Source organism: Hymenobacter sp., assembly GCF_035709525.1.
Taxonomy (GTDB): Bacteria; Bacteroidota; Bacteroidia; order Cytophagales; family Hymenobacteraceae; genus Hymenobacter.
Genome location: NZ_DASTEP010000009.1, coordinates 1 through 15884 on the forward strand (window position 1 = coordinate 1; position 15884 = coordinate 15884).

Consider the following 15884-nt stretch of genomic DNA (forward strand, 5'->3'; position numbering starts at 1 on the left):
ACAACGAGCGGACAGCCGGCTCAACGCCGGCAGCCCGCCCCGAGCGACTTTGCTTTCTACTGGCCTAAAATAGCAACTTACTTATTCACCAACTTATCCACAAGTAGCTGTCAATATGTGTATAACTACCTGACTAAGCCCGACTATTGCCGCTTGCTCCAACTAAAAAAGCCAACCCGGTTAGGGTTGGCTTTTTTGCTAGGTGAGTTGGCAGGCCACTGATTCCATAACCTGGGAATAATCCCACCTTCACAGAGTTATCCACTTATCAACACCCAAAACAGGCTATTTTGTGGATAACTTTTGTAAAAAGGGGGCAATCCCGGGAAACCTTTCCGGCTTTTGAGTTTTCCACCGCTACTGCTTGGCGGGCCACTGCACCTCCAGTTCATCGTTGATAAAGACGCCGAAATTGACGAATTGCAGCTGGCCTTCTTCAAAATACATGTCAATCATCGACTTTTCGTAGCTCAGGCGCACTTCGCCGCCTTCCATGGTTTCGAGCTCGGGGTTGGTTTGGCCGTGGCGCTGCATTAGGTCGCGAATCTGGTCGAGGCTGCGGCCGTGGATGGGCTCGCCGAAGAGGCGCAGGCCGGGGTTGTCGGTTTCGATGCAGCTGAGGCGGAAATCGTCCTCGCGGTCGAAGTACAGCGACAGCAGGTGGTCGTCTTCGTAGTAGTTCCAGGCCTGGTGCTCGAAGTCGTCCTCGTCTTCCGACTCTTCGATTTCCTCGGGCTCGCCCACCAGGGTCCGCACCTCATCCATGGTGGCCCCGAAGCGCAGCGGGCCCATGCCCGTGCCCAGGATAATCTCGTTTTCTTCGATGCTGTTGGGGGTATTTTGGGGATTCATACAAGTGGGGGTTAGATAAAGACAAAGGTAGGCGGCATGTATGGTAAGCTTTAGCTTGCCGTTCGCCAGGATGGTTTCAATAAAAGGCAAGCTAAAGCTTACCCTACACTACTTCCCATACTTGGCCTCGAAGGCGGCTTTCTGGCGCTGGTACTCGGGTAGGGCGCGGGCCTCATCCCATTTCTGCTTGAAAATGCGGGCGGCTTCTACTTTATCCACATCGGGGTGTGGATTACGCGGCAATTCGGCGCGGCCGTGGGCTCCGCTCTGGCCTTTTTTGCCGGCGGGCACGGGGCCGGCGTACTTCTTGCCGCCGGCGTGGTTGGCGTAGCGCCGGGCGCGGGTGTAGCCCATTTGCAGGAATTTGCGCGCCATGTCGGCCCCAACAAAGTCATCTGCCTTCAAATAAGCCTCCAGCAGCCCCCAGATGGCCTGCGATGACTCCTGGGCCGCCGCCGCATCCTTAAAGCGCCAGTGCGGCAGGATTTCGCCCTTGTAGGGCTGTACCAGTAGTACGCCCTGCTCGCCCTTGCCCACGCGGTAGAGCTCGGGGTGCTGGCGAAAATCGACGGTAGTGAAATCGAGGGTGTAGTCGAAAGGCATGGCGCGGGCGGGCTTTTGGCCTTGTTCGTGTGGATAAGCCCCGGGGTTTTCCACCGCCCGGCCCAGCGCGGGCCGTTTTTCAACCGCGCCTCTCCCCTGCCCCGTGGAAAAGCCGCGACCCGGCCGAAGTTTTCCACAAGCTAATAAGTTTAATTAAATTCTTTTTTTTAAAATCTTTTTCATTTCCATCCATTAAGGCAGTGGATAAGTGGACAAGTCTGAAACGTTATCCACAGCGTGGATAACAAGTGCACAAGTAAAGTCTTATCCACCGGCTATCAACAGCCATTGTGAATATCATTTCAGTAGTTCACAATTACTTAGCCGAGTTATCCACTATTCACAGGGGTTATCCACTTATCCACTATTCACAGGGTAAGGCCGATGTGGATAGCGCTTCTGGCGGTGGATAGTTATCCACCGTTGTCCACAGCGCCGCGCTACTGTGTTGGCAGCTACGCCAGCAAAAAAAGTTACCCCCAACTTATCCACGGGTTGTACACGGTTATCAGCCGGGTTATCCACCATTTTGCCCACAGCGGTGGACAGCCGTGGATAACTTCGTGGAAAACCCGTGGAAAACGTGTAAAAACTGCCCTCAGTAACTGGAAATGGGGATAAGTTATCCACCATAGCCGTCTGGGCTGTGCAAAAAGGGGCGTTTTATCCACCTTTTGCCCTGAAAGCGTGGATAACCGGCGGAAGTAACTGCCCGACGAGTTGAAAAGCAGCCAACTTTGCGGCCAGCCAGTGGATAAGTGCCTAGAAGAGGGCTAGCTGCGCGTATGCTGGCAGTTTTGCCAGTTGCACAAGGACCACTTGCTGCCAGATGGACGCCCCGGCACCGCCGTGCGTCGCACGGCGGGCAGGTCAGGGGGTAGGATATAATGGGTAGGCTACTTCCTCTCGGCAATGCTGGCGATGCCGAAAGGCAAAATTGCGTCTTCGCACCCGGCAGCGTCCCGCGTTCAAAAGCGCAGGCTGCAAATGTGGATAAACTACCGCTCGAAGTCCGCCTAAACGACTTAAACCGCACTACCCTGTGGAAAACCGCAACAAAAAAGCCGCCGGCGCCAGCGCAGGCTAGGCGCTGGCACCGGCGGCCGGGCAGTGGAAAAATTCTTCTTAAAACTCTAGTTTGACTGCGTTATCCAGTTGGAAATTGGCGCGCAGCTTTATCAAAGTAGGCGACACGTATACGGGCTCGGGCGGGCGGCGCAGGTCGGGGTCGCCGCCGCGCCACTGCCCGTCGCCATCCTGGTCGATGAGCACCCGGAAGCGGTAGCTGCCGGGCGGCAAATGGTCGAAGCGGTAGCGGCCCTTGGGCGAGCGCAATTGGCGCACCACTTTATACTGCTCGTCGAGCAGCTGCAAGTCAAATTGCGGGTACTTGGTCGTGAAGGTGCCCAGCAAGATGCCGTTGGGGTCGATGTCGGTGACGGTGAGGCGCAGCGGCCGCCGCAGCCCTAGCGACTGCCCCGTGATGGCCTCGATGCTGGTGCTGTCGAGGCTGATATCCACCATTTTTTGGGCCTTGGTATCGAGGTTGATGGTCAGGCTGCTGCGGTCGGCACTCAAAAAGCCATCGGCCGGCAGGCGCAGCGGGCGGCGCTTGAGGGAGTCTTCGGCCAGCGTGCCTACCGGCTTGCCCGGCACCAGGCGCACCGGCACCGGAAACTTAAACTTCACCTGCCCCTGCCGGAATACGCTGCGCGGGCTACCCTCTACGCTGGTACCCGCCACGGGCGCGGCCTTTTTGGAGGTGGCCGTAGGCACCGGAAACCGGATATTCAGCGTGTCGCGGGCGGTGTTGCCGGCGCTGTCGGTGGCGGCCAGCAGGTAGCGGCCATCTACCAGGGCGGGCGTTCTGTATAGGATAGCCGAGGTGCCGTTGTCGCCCAGGTCCACGGCTTCCTGCACGGCGGCCAGCGTGGCGGGCGGGGCGCTGGCCACCGGCACCACGCTCAGCGTGCGCAGGCCTTCGTTGAAGCGCAGGTTGACGCGGCTGGCGCTGGGCTCGACGCCGGTGCGGCGCGGGGGCTGGCGGTCGGGGCGCACCAGCAGCAGGGTTTGGGCGCGCGTGGTGTCGGTGAGGGCGATGGGGGCCGGCTGGTAGGCTATTTTCTCGCCGTCGTCGTAGCGGCCATTGTTGTTTTTATCGCCCCAGGCGTAGAGGTTATACTGCCCGCTTTTAATAAAATTGAGCGTAAACTCGCCCTTGCTGTCGGTGCGCGTGAGGTAGTAGGGCTGGCCCCGGCGCACGCCCACGGTGTCGGCCACGCGGTAGAGGCCCACACTGGCATCGGCCACGGGGCGGTTGGTGAGCAGGTCGGCCACGGTGCCTTGCACGCGGGCCGAGTCGATATTGGGGCCGGTGCTGAAGCTCAGGGCCTGGTACTTGGCCGGCGTGCTCTCGGTGATATCCACAATGGCCTTGCGGAAATTGAACGAGTAGGTCGTATTAGCCTCCAGCGGCTTCGGAAACAGCAAACTCACGCTGTTGCGGTCTTCGCGCAGCTGGTACTGGTTGTCGGAGGCGAGCTGCGGGGTGATGAGCAGGTTTTTGGGCAAGTCCTTCACCTGCACCGGCTCCGAAAACGTGAGCCGGATGTACTGCTGCTTCACGTTGCGGGCCGCGCTGTCGGGCGAGGTCGCTACCAGGCGCGGGGCCACGAGGTCGCGCGGGCCACCCTGCGGCGAGCTAACGGCCGCGCAGCTGCCCAGCGCCGCCAGCCCGGCCACGGCCGCCAGCGGGCGCAGCCCGCGCATTGCCAAAGAAAGAGAATTAGCCAAGTCGCAAAAAGCTATCGCAAAACGGCCGCTACCCAGCGGCCGCACAAAGATGGGCGCGTAGGGCAGGCCGTAGCGCGAACTTTGTAGTTCGCGTGTAGTGGCGAGCACCTAGACGAACGCGAACCACAAAGTTCGCGCTACGGCCTGCCCTACGCCCCGCGCTCCGCTACATACAGCACGCTCGAATATTGCCCGCCGTGCTGCTGCGCGTGCTGGTTGGAAGCGTAGCCGGCGCGCAGCACGCGCAGCAGCCCGCCCGCTTTTTCGGCCGGCCGGTGGCGCTCCGAGAGCAAGCTCACGTAGTAGGCATCGAGCGGCATGGGCAGGGTTTCGCACAAGGCCAGGTTGTGGCGGGCCAGCAGGCGGCGCATGGGCGCGGGCCCGAAGTGGTAGAGGTGGCGCGGCACGTCGTAGGCAGCCCAGTCGGGGCCGTAGTGCTGGGCGTCGAGGCTGTCCACGTTGGGCACCGCGATGAGCAGCTTGCCGCCCGGCCGCAGCACCCGGATGAGCTGCGCCAGCGTGTCGCCGAGCGTGTGCACGTGCTCCAGCACGTGCCACAGCGTCACGGTGTCGAAGCTGCCCGGCGCGAGCGTGGCCAGCGTGCCCGGCTCCAGAATGGGCTGGCCCACGCGCGCGGCGGCATCGTGGCGGGCGCGGGCGTTGGGCTCCAGGCCCGTCACCTGCCAGCCCGCCTTTTTGGCCCCGGCCAAAAAGTGGCCCGTGCCGCAGCCGTAGTCGAGCAGGCGGCCCGTGGCCCGGCCATTCAGCCGGTTTATCAGGTTCACCTTGCGCCGCACCGTGAAGAAGCGCGCGGCTTTATACACCTGGTTCACCAGCCCTTGCGCGCCACTGTTGTGCGATACGTAAGCGTCCGACTCGTAGTATTTGCCGATGTGCGCCGCCGCAGGCCGCGGGTTGGTAAACTGAAACCCGCACGCCTGGCACTGCTGAATGGTAAAGGTTTCCTGGCTTACCGATTTGTCCTGCACGCGCAGCTTGTCTTGCAAAGTCAGGCCGCCACATACCGGGCAACTTGTTAATAACTCAATCACTGATTAGCACTGATTAACCGTGATTTCGCTGATTTTCAGTCAAACGAAACCGGCTAGGGTAAGAAGGGCAAAGTTCGCCGAAAACAGTCCGCAGGGCTGTTGCTCGCCAAGAAAAAATCAGCGATTAAGGTAAACCATCAGCACCGACACGTCGGCGGGGCTCACGCCGCTGATGCGCGAGGCCTGCCCCAGCGTTTCGGGCTGAATCTTGAGCAGCTTTTCGCGGGCCTCGTGGCTGAGGGCGGGCATGGCCCCGTAGTTGAGGCGGCCCCGAATCTGGAAGTCTTCCAGCTCGCGCATGCGCTGGGCCTGCTGCTGCTCCTTCTGCAAATACGTCTCGTATTTGGTTTGGATGATGGCTTGCTCCTGGGCCTCGGCGCTGTACGGGGCCAGCTTCTCGGCCAGCTCGGGCAGCGCGGCTACCAGTTCGCTCAGCTCGATGTTGGGCCGGCGCAGCAAGTTGAGGGCGCGGGTTTTCTCGTGAATCTCGGCCGAGCTGCGCTCCGCTAAAAAGCCGTTTATTGTGGCCGGCTCGATGCCAAATTTCTCCAGCACCGTGAGTACAGCGGCGGTGTCGGCTTCCTTCTGGCGCACGCGGGCCAGGCGCTCGTCGCTGGCCAAACCCAGGGCGTGGGCCATCGGCGTCAGGCGCAGGTCGGCGTTGTCCTGGCGCAGCAAAATGCGGTGCTCGGCGCGGCTCGTAAACATGCGGTAAGGCTCCTCGGTGCCTTTATTAATGAGGTCGTCGATGAGCACGCCGATGTAGGCTTCATCGCGCTTGAGCGTGAAGGCGGGCTTGTCGTGGGCGCGCTGATGGGCGTTGATGCCGGCCATCAGGCCCTGGCAGGCGGCTTCTTCGTAGCCAGTGGTGCCGTTTATCTGGCCCGCCAGCCAGAGGTTGCGCACGGGCTTGGTCTCCAGCGTATTGGTAAGCTGCGTGGGCGGGAAAAAGTCGTATTCAATCGCGTAGCCGGGGCGGAACATCTTGGCTTTCTCGAAGCCCGCAATTTCGCGCAGGGCGCGGTACTGCACGTCCTCGGGCAGCGAGCTGCTGAAGCCGTTGATGTAGCATTCCACCGTGTTCCAGCCCTCGGGCTCCACGAATATCTGATGCCGGTCTTTGTCCGCGAAGCGGTTGATTTTGTCTTCCACGCTCGGGCAGTACCGCGGTCCCAGCCCCTTTATGCGCCCCTGAAACATGGGCGACTTCTCGAAGCCTTCCTTCAAAATCTCGTGCACTCGCTCGTTGGTGTACGTGATGTAGCACGGCCGCTGGCGCGTGAGCGCCGGCGTGTCGAGGTATGAGAAGCGACTGGGCAGCGCGTCGCCGTCCTGCACTTCCATCTTGGAGTAGTCGAGCGAACGGCCATCCACACGGGGCGGCGTGCCGGTTTTCATGCGCCCGGCCTCAAAACCCAGCTCGATGAGTTGTTCGGTAATGCCGCGGCTATTTTTCTCGGCCGCCCGGCCGCCCCCGAAGTTCTTTTCGCCAATGTGAATCAGGCCATTGAGAAACGTGCCGTTGGTCAAAACCACCGTTTTGCTGCGAAACTCAACGCCCAGCGCGGTGCGAATGCCTACGCACGTATCGTTTTCAATCAGCAAGCCGGTCACGGCTTCCTGCCAAAAATCCACGTTCGGAATCTGCTCCAGGGTCAGGCGCCACTCTTCGGCAAAGCGCATGCGGTCGCTTTGGGCGCGCGGGCTCCACATGGCGGGGCCCTTCGAGCGGTTCAGCATCCGAAACTGAATCATGGTGCGGTCGGTGATGAGGCCCGACTGCCCGCCCAGCGCATCTATCTCGCGCACTATCTGGCCTTTAGCCACGCCGCCCATGGCGGGGTTGCACGACATCTGGGCGATGGTGTTCATGTTCATCGTCACCAGCAGCACCTTCGAGCCGAGGTTGGCTGCGGCGGCCGCGGCTTCGCAGCCGGCGTGGCCCGCGCCTACTACGATGAGGTCGTATTCTTCTTGCTGAAACATAGTAGCGTAAGCTTTTGCTTGCCGTAAATAGTTCGGCGGCGCAGCGAGTAGCCTGGTAGGAATCTACAAAATTACTTCTATTTCAGCGAAGTACCAGCGCTGGGCGCACTACGGTTTACATAGCTAACCCAAGTTGCGAGCTAGTAGCAGAAGCCCCAGCGGGGCGGCCCATCGGTAGAAAAATAGGTCAGCTTCAACGCCCCCAAGCCCCGTAGGGGCGACCCATTTGCCTACTTGGGTCGCCCTACGGGGCTTGGGTACAGTGATGGGAAATGTTTTCTACCGACGGGCCGCCCCGCTGGGGCTACTCTGCAACTTAGGTTAGCTAAAAAGTGAAAACGACCCTGGCGCGGCACCAAGCTGGAGCTTGGTGTTACTCCCGCAGCCACTCGGCCAGTATCGCTGCCGACTGCTGCTTTACTTCCTCCCACGAAAACGGTAGCCACTGGCTGTTCAGCGCATCAAACACCTCGGTAGCGGGCTGGCAGGCGAAAAGCTTGTAGTCAAACTTCGGGTCGCCGTGCACCAAGTAGCCGGGGTAATAGTAAGCTTTTTGCTGCTGGCGGGCGTACTCGGTTTTCAGCAGCAGCAGGTACCTGCCCAGGCTGTGCTTGCGATAATCGGGGTCGTAAAAATTAACGATGCCCGCGATACTGTCCGCGCCCGCATCCAGAATGCCGGCCGCAATGAGCTGGCCCTGGTCGCGCACCTCCACGATTTCGGTGCGGAAAACCGTGTGCGTGGCGCCATCCAGCAGCAGGGCTTCCAGGGTGGCGGAGGTATCAAAATCCAGGTTTTGGCGGTAGCGGGCGTAGAGCGCCTCGTATTCGGCAGTAAGCCTAAGCGGCTTTACCGACACTGAAAACCGCTCATTCAGGCGCAGCAGGCGGCGCTGCTTGGGGCCGTACTGCACTTGCGGCAGCACGATGCGCAGCCAATGCACGGTGTTGAGCTGGCCCTCGCGGGGCAGGAAGCGACAGGTAAACAGGTCCTGTTGCATCCGGTAGTAACCCTGGCTGAGGTAGTAGTCCAGCATTTCGCCGGGAATGACGGGCAGGCCAGCAGCCATTTAACTAAGAGAGCGGGTGCGCTCCATATAGCCGTAGGAAAATAAAGGAGCTAAAATTAGAAGTATAAATAAGGCTAATTTGGCTCCCTTTTTATCAAGGGTTTTAACGTTTTTCGATATATTTTTCGTAGATAATAGTCTGATACGGCAATTGTACGTCGAGCTTGCTTCTTGATTGCCCCAAAAGGCACCTTTGTGTAATAGTAGTCTTCAAAAAATAGTAGAATGTCGGAGCGGGTCATTACGTTTAGGTAAGAGATACGCCGCGCGCCCGCCCAGTGAATAAGAAAGTCATACTTATCGCCTTTCTTCACTTCTTCCAATTCAACAGCCTTAGCCTGGCTGCCCTCGCTCCAGGCCATTAGTGGCACGGGAGTAAGGGTGAGCTGCCCTGCATCTCTCATCTTTATAAATAAATAATTAAAAAGAGATTGGTCGGGCATGTATAAAATATCCAGCCGTTTGTAATAAGGAAACGTGTTTATATCAAACAAGTCATACGCATCACGTGGGGTTACTTTACCGGGAGTTACTATCAGGTGCCCGGTATTGAAAACAAACCCTGGAAATACAAAGTCCGGGTCAAATTTCTTTAACTCATCAAATTTATAATAGTGCAGCGGTACATTGCCGTCGTAAGGCGACGTGTAAAACTCCGGGTCTACTACAAAATCTATTCCTTTTGTTTTATCGTAAAGTTTACGTAAAAATCTGCCGACGAATACGGTATCACTATCTATGATAAAAACCCGTTCGTTACGAAAAATCTCGGATAGTACAAAGTGAACCTTTGCCGCACCCCAGCCATATTCCTTCTTGCCTAAATCAATTACTTTGACCTGGAAGGCTTGCTCCAATTCGCTGGAATCAAAGCTGCCAGCCAGGTAATCCTTCAATAGATAAACTTCTGCCTCGGGATGAAAATACTTGACACTAGCAACGCAGGTGCGAGTAAGAAAAAAGTCGTTTTTGTAGCAGGATACAACAACTATCAGTTTTTCCATCTCAGGCAGAGGTCAGTATTAAAAAGACCTGGTGTAAGGTAATTGTCTTAGAACGTGCGCAGCGACAGGCAGTAATCTTCCTTGCGGCGCATGGCCGTTTGGCTTAGCAAGTCTTTGTCGTGGTAGCCCAGCAGGTGCAGCACGCCGTGAATCATGACGCGGTGCAACTCGTCGCGGAAGGTGATGCCCAGGTCTTTGGCATTGTCGGCCACGCGCTCTACGCTGATGAAGATGTCGCCCTCCAGCACGTCCGAGTCGTCGGCATTATCGAAGGTGATAATGTCGGTGAGCGTATCGTGGTCGAGGTACTCCACGTTGAGCTTGTGCAGGTAGTCGTCGGTGCAGAAGATGAACGTAAGCTGCGCGATGCGGTACTCGTGCACCGCCGCGATGCGCTCAATCCAAGCCACCAGGTCTTCGGCATCGTGCAGGCTGAAAGCCGGCACGTCTTCGACAATAAACTCGATGCCGGGCGCCTCGAAGTAGCGCACGCCAGTGGCGGCTACGTTGCTCATGCAGCGGCGGCTTCGGAGGTAGCGTTGGCTTCGGGGGCGGCGCCGGGGTGCAGGGCAAAGGTCAGCTCCAGGCGGCGGCCGTCTTTGCTGAACTCCACCTCATCAGCCAGGTGGCGGATGAGGAAAATGCCGCGCCCGCCGGGGTTTTCGAGGTTTTCGGGGGCCGTGGGGTCGTCGAGGTTGTTGTAGTCGAAGCCCGTGCCTTCGTCCTCAATCTCGAACTTCAGCTGGTTCTCATTGACAAACAGCGATAAGTACACGTTCTTGTCCTTGTCGAACTTGTTGCCGTGGCGAATGGCGTTATTGACCGCCTCCGTGACGGCCACCATGATATTGCCGTAGATATCGTCCTCGATATGGAACGTGTCCTTGGAGTTGTCGATGAAGCTTTCCACAACGCGGATGTTTTCCACGAGCGACGGAATCTGAATTTTAACCTGCTTCATAGGGAGCGGCGAAGGAATAAAAAAGGCAGCGCTACGGTAATGTAAAGAAGGGCAAAAGTAGCGCAACAGGTGCAAAATTCAGGCAGGGCCGTGCCGTGGCTATTTTCCACTGCGGCAAGACCCTGCCCAAACCCTAGCATTTTGATTTTGCTACCTACGCCCGGCCGGACAGTTGGTTGCGGCGCAACTACTTATTTTTTTGGAAGTAGTCGCTGATTTTTTGCTGATAGTAGGGCGTGTACGTAGGCTGGGCCCGGCGCAATAAGTCGGTTTGCTGGTCTTTGGCGGCGGGCTTGTATTTGTCGAACGCGGGCGGAAAAACCGGCGCGTGGTACTGCGCTGTCTGGGCTTCGCGCTTGGTGTCCTGGTCGCGCTCGCGGGCCGATTTCTCGGCTTCCAGCATCCGGGTCAGGATTTGCTGTTGGCGCTGAATGGTTTGCTCGGTGAGGCGCTTGTTTACGAGGTCGGTTTCGGTCTGCTCCATCAGCTTCTTCATTTCGCCGGTGCCGCCGCCCTGGCCATCCTTGCCCTCTTTCCCATCCTTGCCACCGGGGCCGTCCTTGCCGTCTTTGCCTTCCTTACCGCCCTTGCCGTCTTTGCCACCGGGCTGGCCGCCGCCCGGCTGGCCGCGGTCGAGCTGCTGCATGGCCTGGCGCAGCATCTGCTGCTGGCCGGCCAGCTTGGCGAGCTCCTGCGAGAGGGCGCGGCCGCTTTTGCCGCTCTGCGAGAGCTGCTGAATCTGCTGGTTGAGCTGCTGCTGCATCTTGCTGAGGCTGCCCATGCCGGGCGAATTGCCCTTGCCTTTTTTGCCGGGCTTGCCCTGGCCGCTGCCGGGCTTGGCGGGGCCATTCTTCATCTGCTGCATCTCGCTTTGCATCTGCTGCAAGGCGTCGGATAGCATCAAAGCCAGGTTGTTCATGCTGGTCATGGCCTGCTGCTGGGTGGTAGTGGCGCGGGGCACGTCGCGCTGCTTGATGTTGGTCATCGATTCCTCCATGCGGCCGTTCATTTCGCTCACCTCGCGGGTCACGAAGGTCTGGATGCGCGGCTCCTTCTTGGCCAGCGCGTACAGCGAATCCTGGATAATCTGCGAGTCGTCGCGCAGCTTGCGCTGGGTCTGGCCGAGCTGCACAAAGCGCGGGTCGGTCTGGTCCACCACCCGGAAGTCCTTCATCAATTTCTCCTGGTCAAAGCTGAGCGTGACCAGGTTATCCAGAATGTCGCGCAGGCCGTCGATGTTCTTTTGCGCCTGCTCTTCGGCGTCGTCGCTCATCTGGTCCTTCATTTTCTGGGCCATCTTCCTCATGCGCTGCGCGGCCGATTTCTGGCTTTGGCTGGCTTTCTGATTCTGGTTTTTGCTCAGCTGCTGCTCGCCCTGCTCCAGGTCCTGGTCGGTTTGCTGCTGGTCGGGCTTTTGCTCGTCCATGCCGTTCTGGTCGCCCATCTCCTTGTCCTGCTGCTTGAGGTCGGCGAGGTCTTTTTTCAGGTCTTCGAAGTCCTGGCGCTTGTTGGCTTGCTCCTGGGCGAGCTTCTGGTTTTCGGCTGTTTGCTGCTCGCTGGTTCTCTGGTTATCGGGGTTGTTTTTGTCGTTCTGGGCGGTTTTTTCGGCCAGCTTTTCTTCTTCCTTGGCCAGCTGTTCGAGGCGGTCGGCGGTTTGCTCGGCCTTCTGCTCAAACTGCATCTGCTTGAACATTTCGAGGGCGCGGTCCAGCTCTTTTTGCAGGGTGTTCTCCTTGTTTTCGAGCTGGGCCAAGAGCTTTTGCATCTCAGCGTCGGGCTGCTTTTGCTGCTCCAGCAGCTTTTGCAGCTTGTCGTAGAGCTTCTTGGTTTCGGGGTCGAGCAGGTCATTCATGAGCTTTTTGAGCTCCTCGGCTTTCTTGGCCAGCTCCTCGCTTTTGGGGCTGAGCTGGTTTTGCTGCTGCAATTGCTCAAACTTCTGCTGCATGGCCTGCACCTGCTGGTCGAGCTGCTGCTTCTGGTCGAGCATGTTTTCGAGTTGCTTGCGGTCCTGAAAGCTCATCTCGCGCTTGGTTTTGAGCTTGTTCTGGCTCTGGGCCAGCTCGCGCTCCAGCTGCTTGCTTTGCTTGGCCGCCGAACTCAACTCGCTGGCCACCGAATTGGCCTGCGTGGCCAGTTGCTTATCGAGCTCGCGCCGGCTGGGCAGCCGGAATTCCAGCGGCCGCGAGCGCGTGCTCTTCGGCCCGTGAATGCCGTCGTTATCAGTAGCTTCCACAAAATACGTCACCCGGTCACCGGGCTGCAAATTCAGCGGCGTCAGGTTCCAGGTGTAGCTGTAGGTGCCGCCTATGCCGCCGGGCAGGCCCAGCGGCCGGCTGACAGACGCGCCGCCCTTGCCGCCGCGCTGCACCTGGTAGTGCAGGCGCAGCGCGGTCAGGCCGTAATCATCCTGGGCGGTGCCGCCGAGGGCCAGGAAGCGCAGCGAAGTCGTGTCCGAAAACGCCTCCACCGTGAGTGTGGGCGGCGCGTCGGGCACTACGGTGAGTTGGTAGCCGATGGGGTCGCGGTTGACGCTGGCCGCGTTTTGCAGGCGCACCGCATAGGGCTGCGAGCGCAGCGCCCGGCGCTCCACGGCGAAGGTTTCGCCGTCGCGGGTGCCAGCCACGGTTTCGGTGGGCTGGCTAAAAACGAGGTTCAGCGCCTCGGTGGCGGCCGTGCTGAATTCCCAGCGTAGCTGGCTGCCCTCGGGCACCGTCAGGTTGCCGCCGTTGCGGATGGTTTCGGTTGGGCGGCCGGTGTAGGCCGGGTAGGTCACGCGCACCGCGAAATCGCGCAAATCGGGCCGCTCCACCACTGTCAGGTGGTACTCCGGCGACACGAAGCCCGCCCCGCTGAGCTGAAACGTCACGTCCTGCGTGGGCTGCTCGAAGGTGTAGCGGAAGGTATCGTTGCGGCCGTTTACCTTGGTCAGCGGCTGCTCGGCCCCGTTGCTAAACAGGGTGAGGCTGGCCGGTAGCGCCTTGCCGACCACGGCCACGTCGAGCGTGAAATTCTCGCCTTTAAACACCCGCAACTCCTTGTTTTTAATAACAAAATCGAACGGCGCGGGCCGCGAGTACTGCCGTTGAAAGTGCCAGATATGGCTAGTGCTCTGGGTAATAAAAGCCGGAAAAAAGGCCAGCGCCAGCAGCAGCACGGCCAGCGGCGGCAGCACGTACTTCCAGAGCGGGCGGCTTTGCTGCGGAATGTCGATGCCCTGGGCAAACGACACGCCTTGCAGCTGCGCGGCGCGCTGCTCGAGGCTGGCCAGCAGCAGCTCGTTGTCGCGGGCTTGGCCTTGCAGCTGGAGGGCGTTCAGCAAGCGGTCTTGCACCTGCGGGAACAGCTCACCCACCTGGCGGGCGGCCTGCTCGTCGCTCAGCAGGCGGCGCAGGTTGGCGAGTGCGGCCAGCGGCTGCCATAGCCAGCTCCCCACCGCGTACACGGCCAGCGCCAAGAAGCTGAACAGCAGCCCCGCACGCACCGCCGTGGGCAAGTACAGGAAGTATTCGAGCGTATTAAAAAGCACGAACAAGCTCAGCAGCAAGGCCGCCGTTATCAGCCCGCCGCGCACTAGTAGGCTCAGGTAAAACTTGCGCTTGTAGGCATCGAGCTCGGCCCGCACCTGGGTTAGGGCCGGAAAGGCTTGGAGGGAAGTCCCCGCCGCCGGGGGTGCTGCTACCATCGTCATAAGCAAAAAGGCGGGTGCCACCCGGGCAGCCCGCGCCGCAACAAGGTACACCTTCTTTGGTGCAACGACGCGCAATGGCCGGGTAGTTCACGGGCTGCGCCCGCGCCCTACCCGGCCATTGTTGGCTTCACCCAGGCTACCGCGTTTGCACCAGCACCACGCCCCGCACGCTGACATCGTGGGCGTAGTCGGCGGCCTGCTGGCCCTTCAACACATCCATCCGGGTGATGCTTTGCGGGTTGAGCAGCTCGACCACCTCTTTGCTTGAAAGCCGCGCATTGAGGTAGTAGCGGTCGGGCTGCGCTGAAGTAGCGGGTAGGGGCGCGGCGGCTACGGGCAGCGCCTGCGGCTGCTCGCAGCCCGCCAGGCCCAGCGCAAGTAGCAGGGCAATAGCGCCGCCAAAGCGGCCAGCTGAGGCGAACTTAGTTCGAAAAGGAAACATGATATTGGAAAAGGAAAAGAGGATTGTAGCCAGCTGGTTTACTCTCCTATAAACTCTTGTTGCTGTGAGAAATACACGTAGAAAGGCCGCTTGCCCTTGATGAGCTGCACCTGATACTTTACCGTCCCGGAGGTCTTCTGCTTCAGCTCGCTCACCTCGCCAAGCCGGGCGTCAGGGTAGTGGCCCGTGATGTAAGCCAGCGTGGCGGGCCACAGGTAGTTGGTGCCTACCGGCCGCGAGGTATAAGCCGACGCTAAATCGGCTTGGTCGGCGAAGGCGCGCACCTCGGGCGCGTCGGCGTTGGCCTTGGTAGTGACGACGATAACCGCCTTATCCGGGCTGTCGGCCAGGCCCGGAAAGTGGCGGATGCGGGCCTGGTCTTTTAGTATATCCATGCTGGCAATGCTGTTCTGGTCGAGCTGCTCCACCGCCTGCCGGGTGCTGGGCTTGCCGTCGAGGTAGTAGAGCGCGTCGGCGGGCAGGGCGAAAGCTACTGGGGGCTTGCGCGCTGACGCTTCCTCCGGGCTCATAAATTCTACCTTCTTTGCGGGCGTAAAGGTTGCCGAACCGTTGCTGATGGCACCCGCTTGCAGCGGGGCGTAGCGCTGCACCCGCTGGTTGAAGGCCACCACGTTGGCCGCCGATTTGTTGGCCTCCGTCGTCACGACGACGATGCCGGCGCTACCCTTTTCGCCGGCCATCTGGCGCGCCTGCTCGCCCTTCAAAATCTGGATGCTGGCGATGTCGGCGGGCTTCAGCGCTCTGAACTGCGCCTCGGTTATCGCCTGCCCATCGAGGTAGTAGAGCGGCGCGGGGCCGGTTTGGGCCGCGCCCGCCGGGGCGGGCGGGCTGGCGGCGGGCCGAATGCTTGTCGGCTTCGCGGGGCTAAAGGAGCCTGTTACTTTATAAAGTCTGTAATTGCCCTTTATCTCTCTTAAAAAGAGCCCAGTCGTATCAAACGCCAGATTCAGCGTTTGCTTGTTTTGCTTCACCCCAACCACGTAGCCCGCCGGGCCATCAGGCGTAAAACTACCCGTTAGTACTTCAGTCACTTTGCCTTGCGGGTACTTGCTGGCCAGATACTCGCGGATGGCCTGCGGTAGCCCTAGCACCGCTTTCGTAGGCTTCGCAACTGGCTGCTCGGTAGCAGTCGGCGCATTAGAAGCCGGGCTGGCCGGCGCGACTACCGGGCCGGGGGCCGGGGCCAGCAGGCCTGGCAATTCGGCCGCACCAGCCGATACCGGCTCGGCCTCGCGGGCGTGGGCGGCCGAGTAGCCCAGGGCGGCCAGCACCAGCAGCGGCCCGGCCAGGAAGTAGCGGGCAAGCTGCCCACGGGAAGAAAGCGGTGTGTTCATCATGGCAACGCGGTTTTTGAGGGTGAAAAAAGTGAAGGGTAAAGCCAGCGCCGGCCCCGCCGTGCCCCGGCTCAGCTGG

The 15884-nt window shown here is 59.8% G+C and carries 11 protein-coding genes and 1 pseudogene; all 12 read right to left on the minus strand.

Annotated features, from left to right (window positions below):
* Positions 1–357: 357 nt before the first annotated feature.
* A complete protein-coding gene (locus tag VFO93_RS00660; RefSeq protein WP_325132370.1) occupies positions 358–852 on the minus strand; it encodes a hypothetical protein in 495 nt (164 codons plus the stop codon).
* A gap of 108 nt (positions 853–960) precedes the next feature.
* The gene (locus VFO93_RS00665; RefSeq protein WP_325132371.1) at positions 961–1455 is read right to left on the minus strand and encodes a DUF4385 domain-containing protein; all 495 of its coding nucleotides are present in this window, start codon (positions 1453–1455) and stop codon (positions 961–963) included.
* Positions 1456–2580: 1125 nt separating this feature from the next.
* Positions 2581–4224 (minus strand): Ig-like domain-containing domain, encoded by a 1644-nt coding sequence (locus VFO93_RS00670; protein ID WP_325132372.1) that lies wholly within the window; start codon positions 4222–4224, stop codon positions 2581–2583.
* Positions 4225–4397: 173 nt separating this feature from the next.
* A complete protein-coding gene (locus VFO93_RS00675; protein ID WP_325132373.1) occupies positions 4398–5255 on the minus strand; it encodes a class I SAM-dependent methyltransferase in 858 nt (285 codons plus the stop codon).
* Between the two features lie 162 nt (positions 5256–5417).
* A complete protein-coding gene (gene mnmG / locus VFO93_RS00680; protein WP_325132374.1) occupies positions 5418–7286 on the minus strand; it encodes a tRNA uridine-5-carboxymethylaminomethyl(34) synthesis enzyme MnmG in 1869 nt (622 codons plus the stop codon).
* A gap of 373 nt (positions 7287–7659) precedes the next feature.
* Positions 7660–8355, minus strand: a complete 696-nt coding sequence (locus VFO93_RS00685) for a GNAT family N-acetyltransferase (protein ID WP_325132375.1) — start codon at positions 8353–8355, stop codon at positions 7660–7662.
* Positions 8356–8429: 74 nt separating this feature from the next.
* Positions 8430–9359: a hypothetical protein gene (locus tag VFO93_RS00690; RefSeq protein ID WP_325132376.1), complete on the minus strand. Its 930-nt coding sequence runs from the start codon at positions 9357–9359 to the stop codon at positions 8430–8432.
* A gap of 47 nt (positions 9360–9406) precedes the next feature.
* Positions 9407–9874 (minus strand): rRNA maturation RNase YbeY, encoded by a 468-nt coding sequence (gene ybeY / locus VFO93_RS00695; protein WP_325132377.1) that lies wholly within the window; start codon positions 9872–9874, stop codon positions 9407–9409.
* Positions 9871–10320, minus strand: coding sequence for an ATP-binding protein (locus tag VFO93_RS00700; RefSeq protein WP_325132378.1), 450 nt, complete (start codon positions 10318–10320; stop codon positions 9871–9873). The genes ybeY and VFO93_RS00700 overlap by 4 nt, the downstream gene beginning before the upstream one ends.
* Positions 10321–10507: 187 nt before the next feature.
* Positions 10508–14002, minus strand: coding sequence for a DUF4175 family protein (locus VFO93_RS00705; RefSeq protein WP_325132379.1), 3495 nt, complete (start codon positions 14000–14002; stop codon positions 10508–10510).
* Between the two features lie 142 nt (positions 14003–14144).
* Positions 14145–14450, minus strand: coding sequence for a hypothetical protein (locus tag VFO93_RS00710; RefSeq protein ID WP_325132380.1), 306 nt, complete (start codon positions 14448–14450; stop codon positions 14145–14147).
* 38 nt (positions 14451–14488) lie between these two features.
* Positions 14489–15884, minus strand: a pseudogene (locus VFO93_RS00715) (hypothetical protein); the annotation flags it as partial.

Bases quoted from the DNA above. Each gene is read 5' to 3' on its own strand.
- VFO93_RS00660 (WP_325132370.1), bottom strand. From the start codon at position 852: ATGAATCCCCAAAATACCCCCAACAGCATCGAAGAAAACGAGATTATC.
- VFO93_RS00665 (WP_325132371.1), bottom strand. From the start codon at position 1,455: ATGCCTTTCGACTACACCCTCGATTTCACTACCGTCGATTTTCGCCAG.
- VFO93_RS00670 (WP_325132372.1), bottom strand. From the start codon at position 4,224: ATGCGCGGGCTGCGCCCGCTGGCGGCCGTGGCCGGGCTGGCGGCGCTG.
- mnmG (WP_325132374.1), bottom strand. From the start codon at position 7,286: ATGTTTCAGCAAGAAGAATACGACCTCATCGTAGTAGGCGCGGGCCAC.
- VFO93_RS00685 (WP_325132375.1), bottom strand. From the start codon at position 8,355: ATGGCTGCTGGCCTGCCCGTCATTCCCGGCGAAATGCTGGACTACTAC.
- VFO93_RS00690 (WP_325132376.1), bottom strand. From the start codon at position 9,359: ATGGAAAAACTGATAGTTGTTGTATCCTGCTACAAAAACGACTTTTTT.
- ybeY (WP_325132377.1), bottom strand. From the start codon at position 9,874: ATGAGCAACGTAGCCGCCACTGGCGTGCGCTACTTCGAGGCGCCCGGC.
- VFO93_RS00700 (WP_325132378.1), bottom strand. From the start codon at position 10,320: ATGAAGCAGGTTAAAATTCAGATTCCGTCGCTCGTGGAAAACATCCGC.
- VFO93_RS00705 (WP_325132379.1), bottom strand. From the start codon at position 14,002: ATGGTAGCAGCACCCCCGGCGGCGGGGACTTCCCTCCAAGCCTTTCCG.
- VFO93_RS00710 (WP_325132380.1), bottom strand. From the start codon at position 14,450: ATGTTTCCTTTTCGAACTAAGTTCGCCTCAGCTGGCCGCTTTGGCGGC.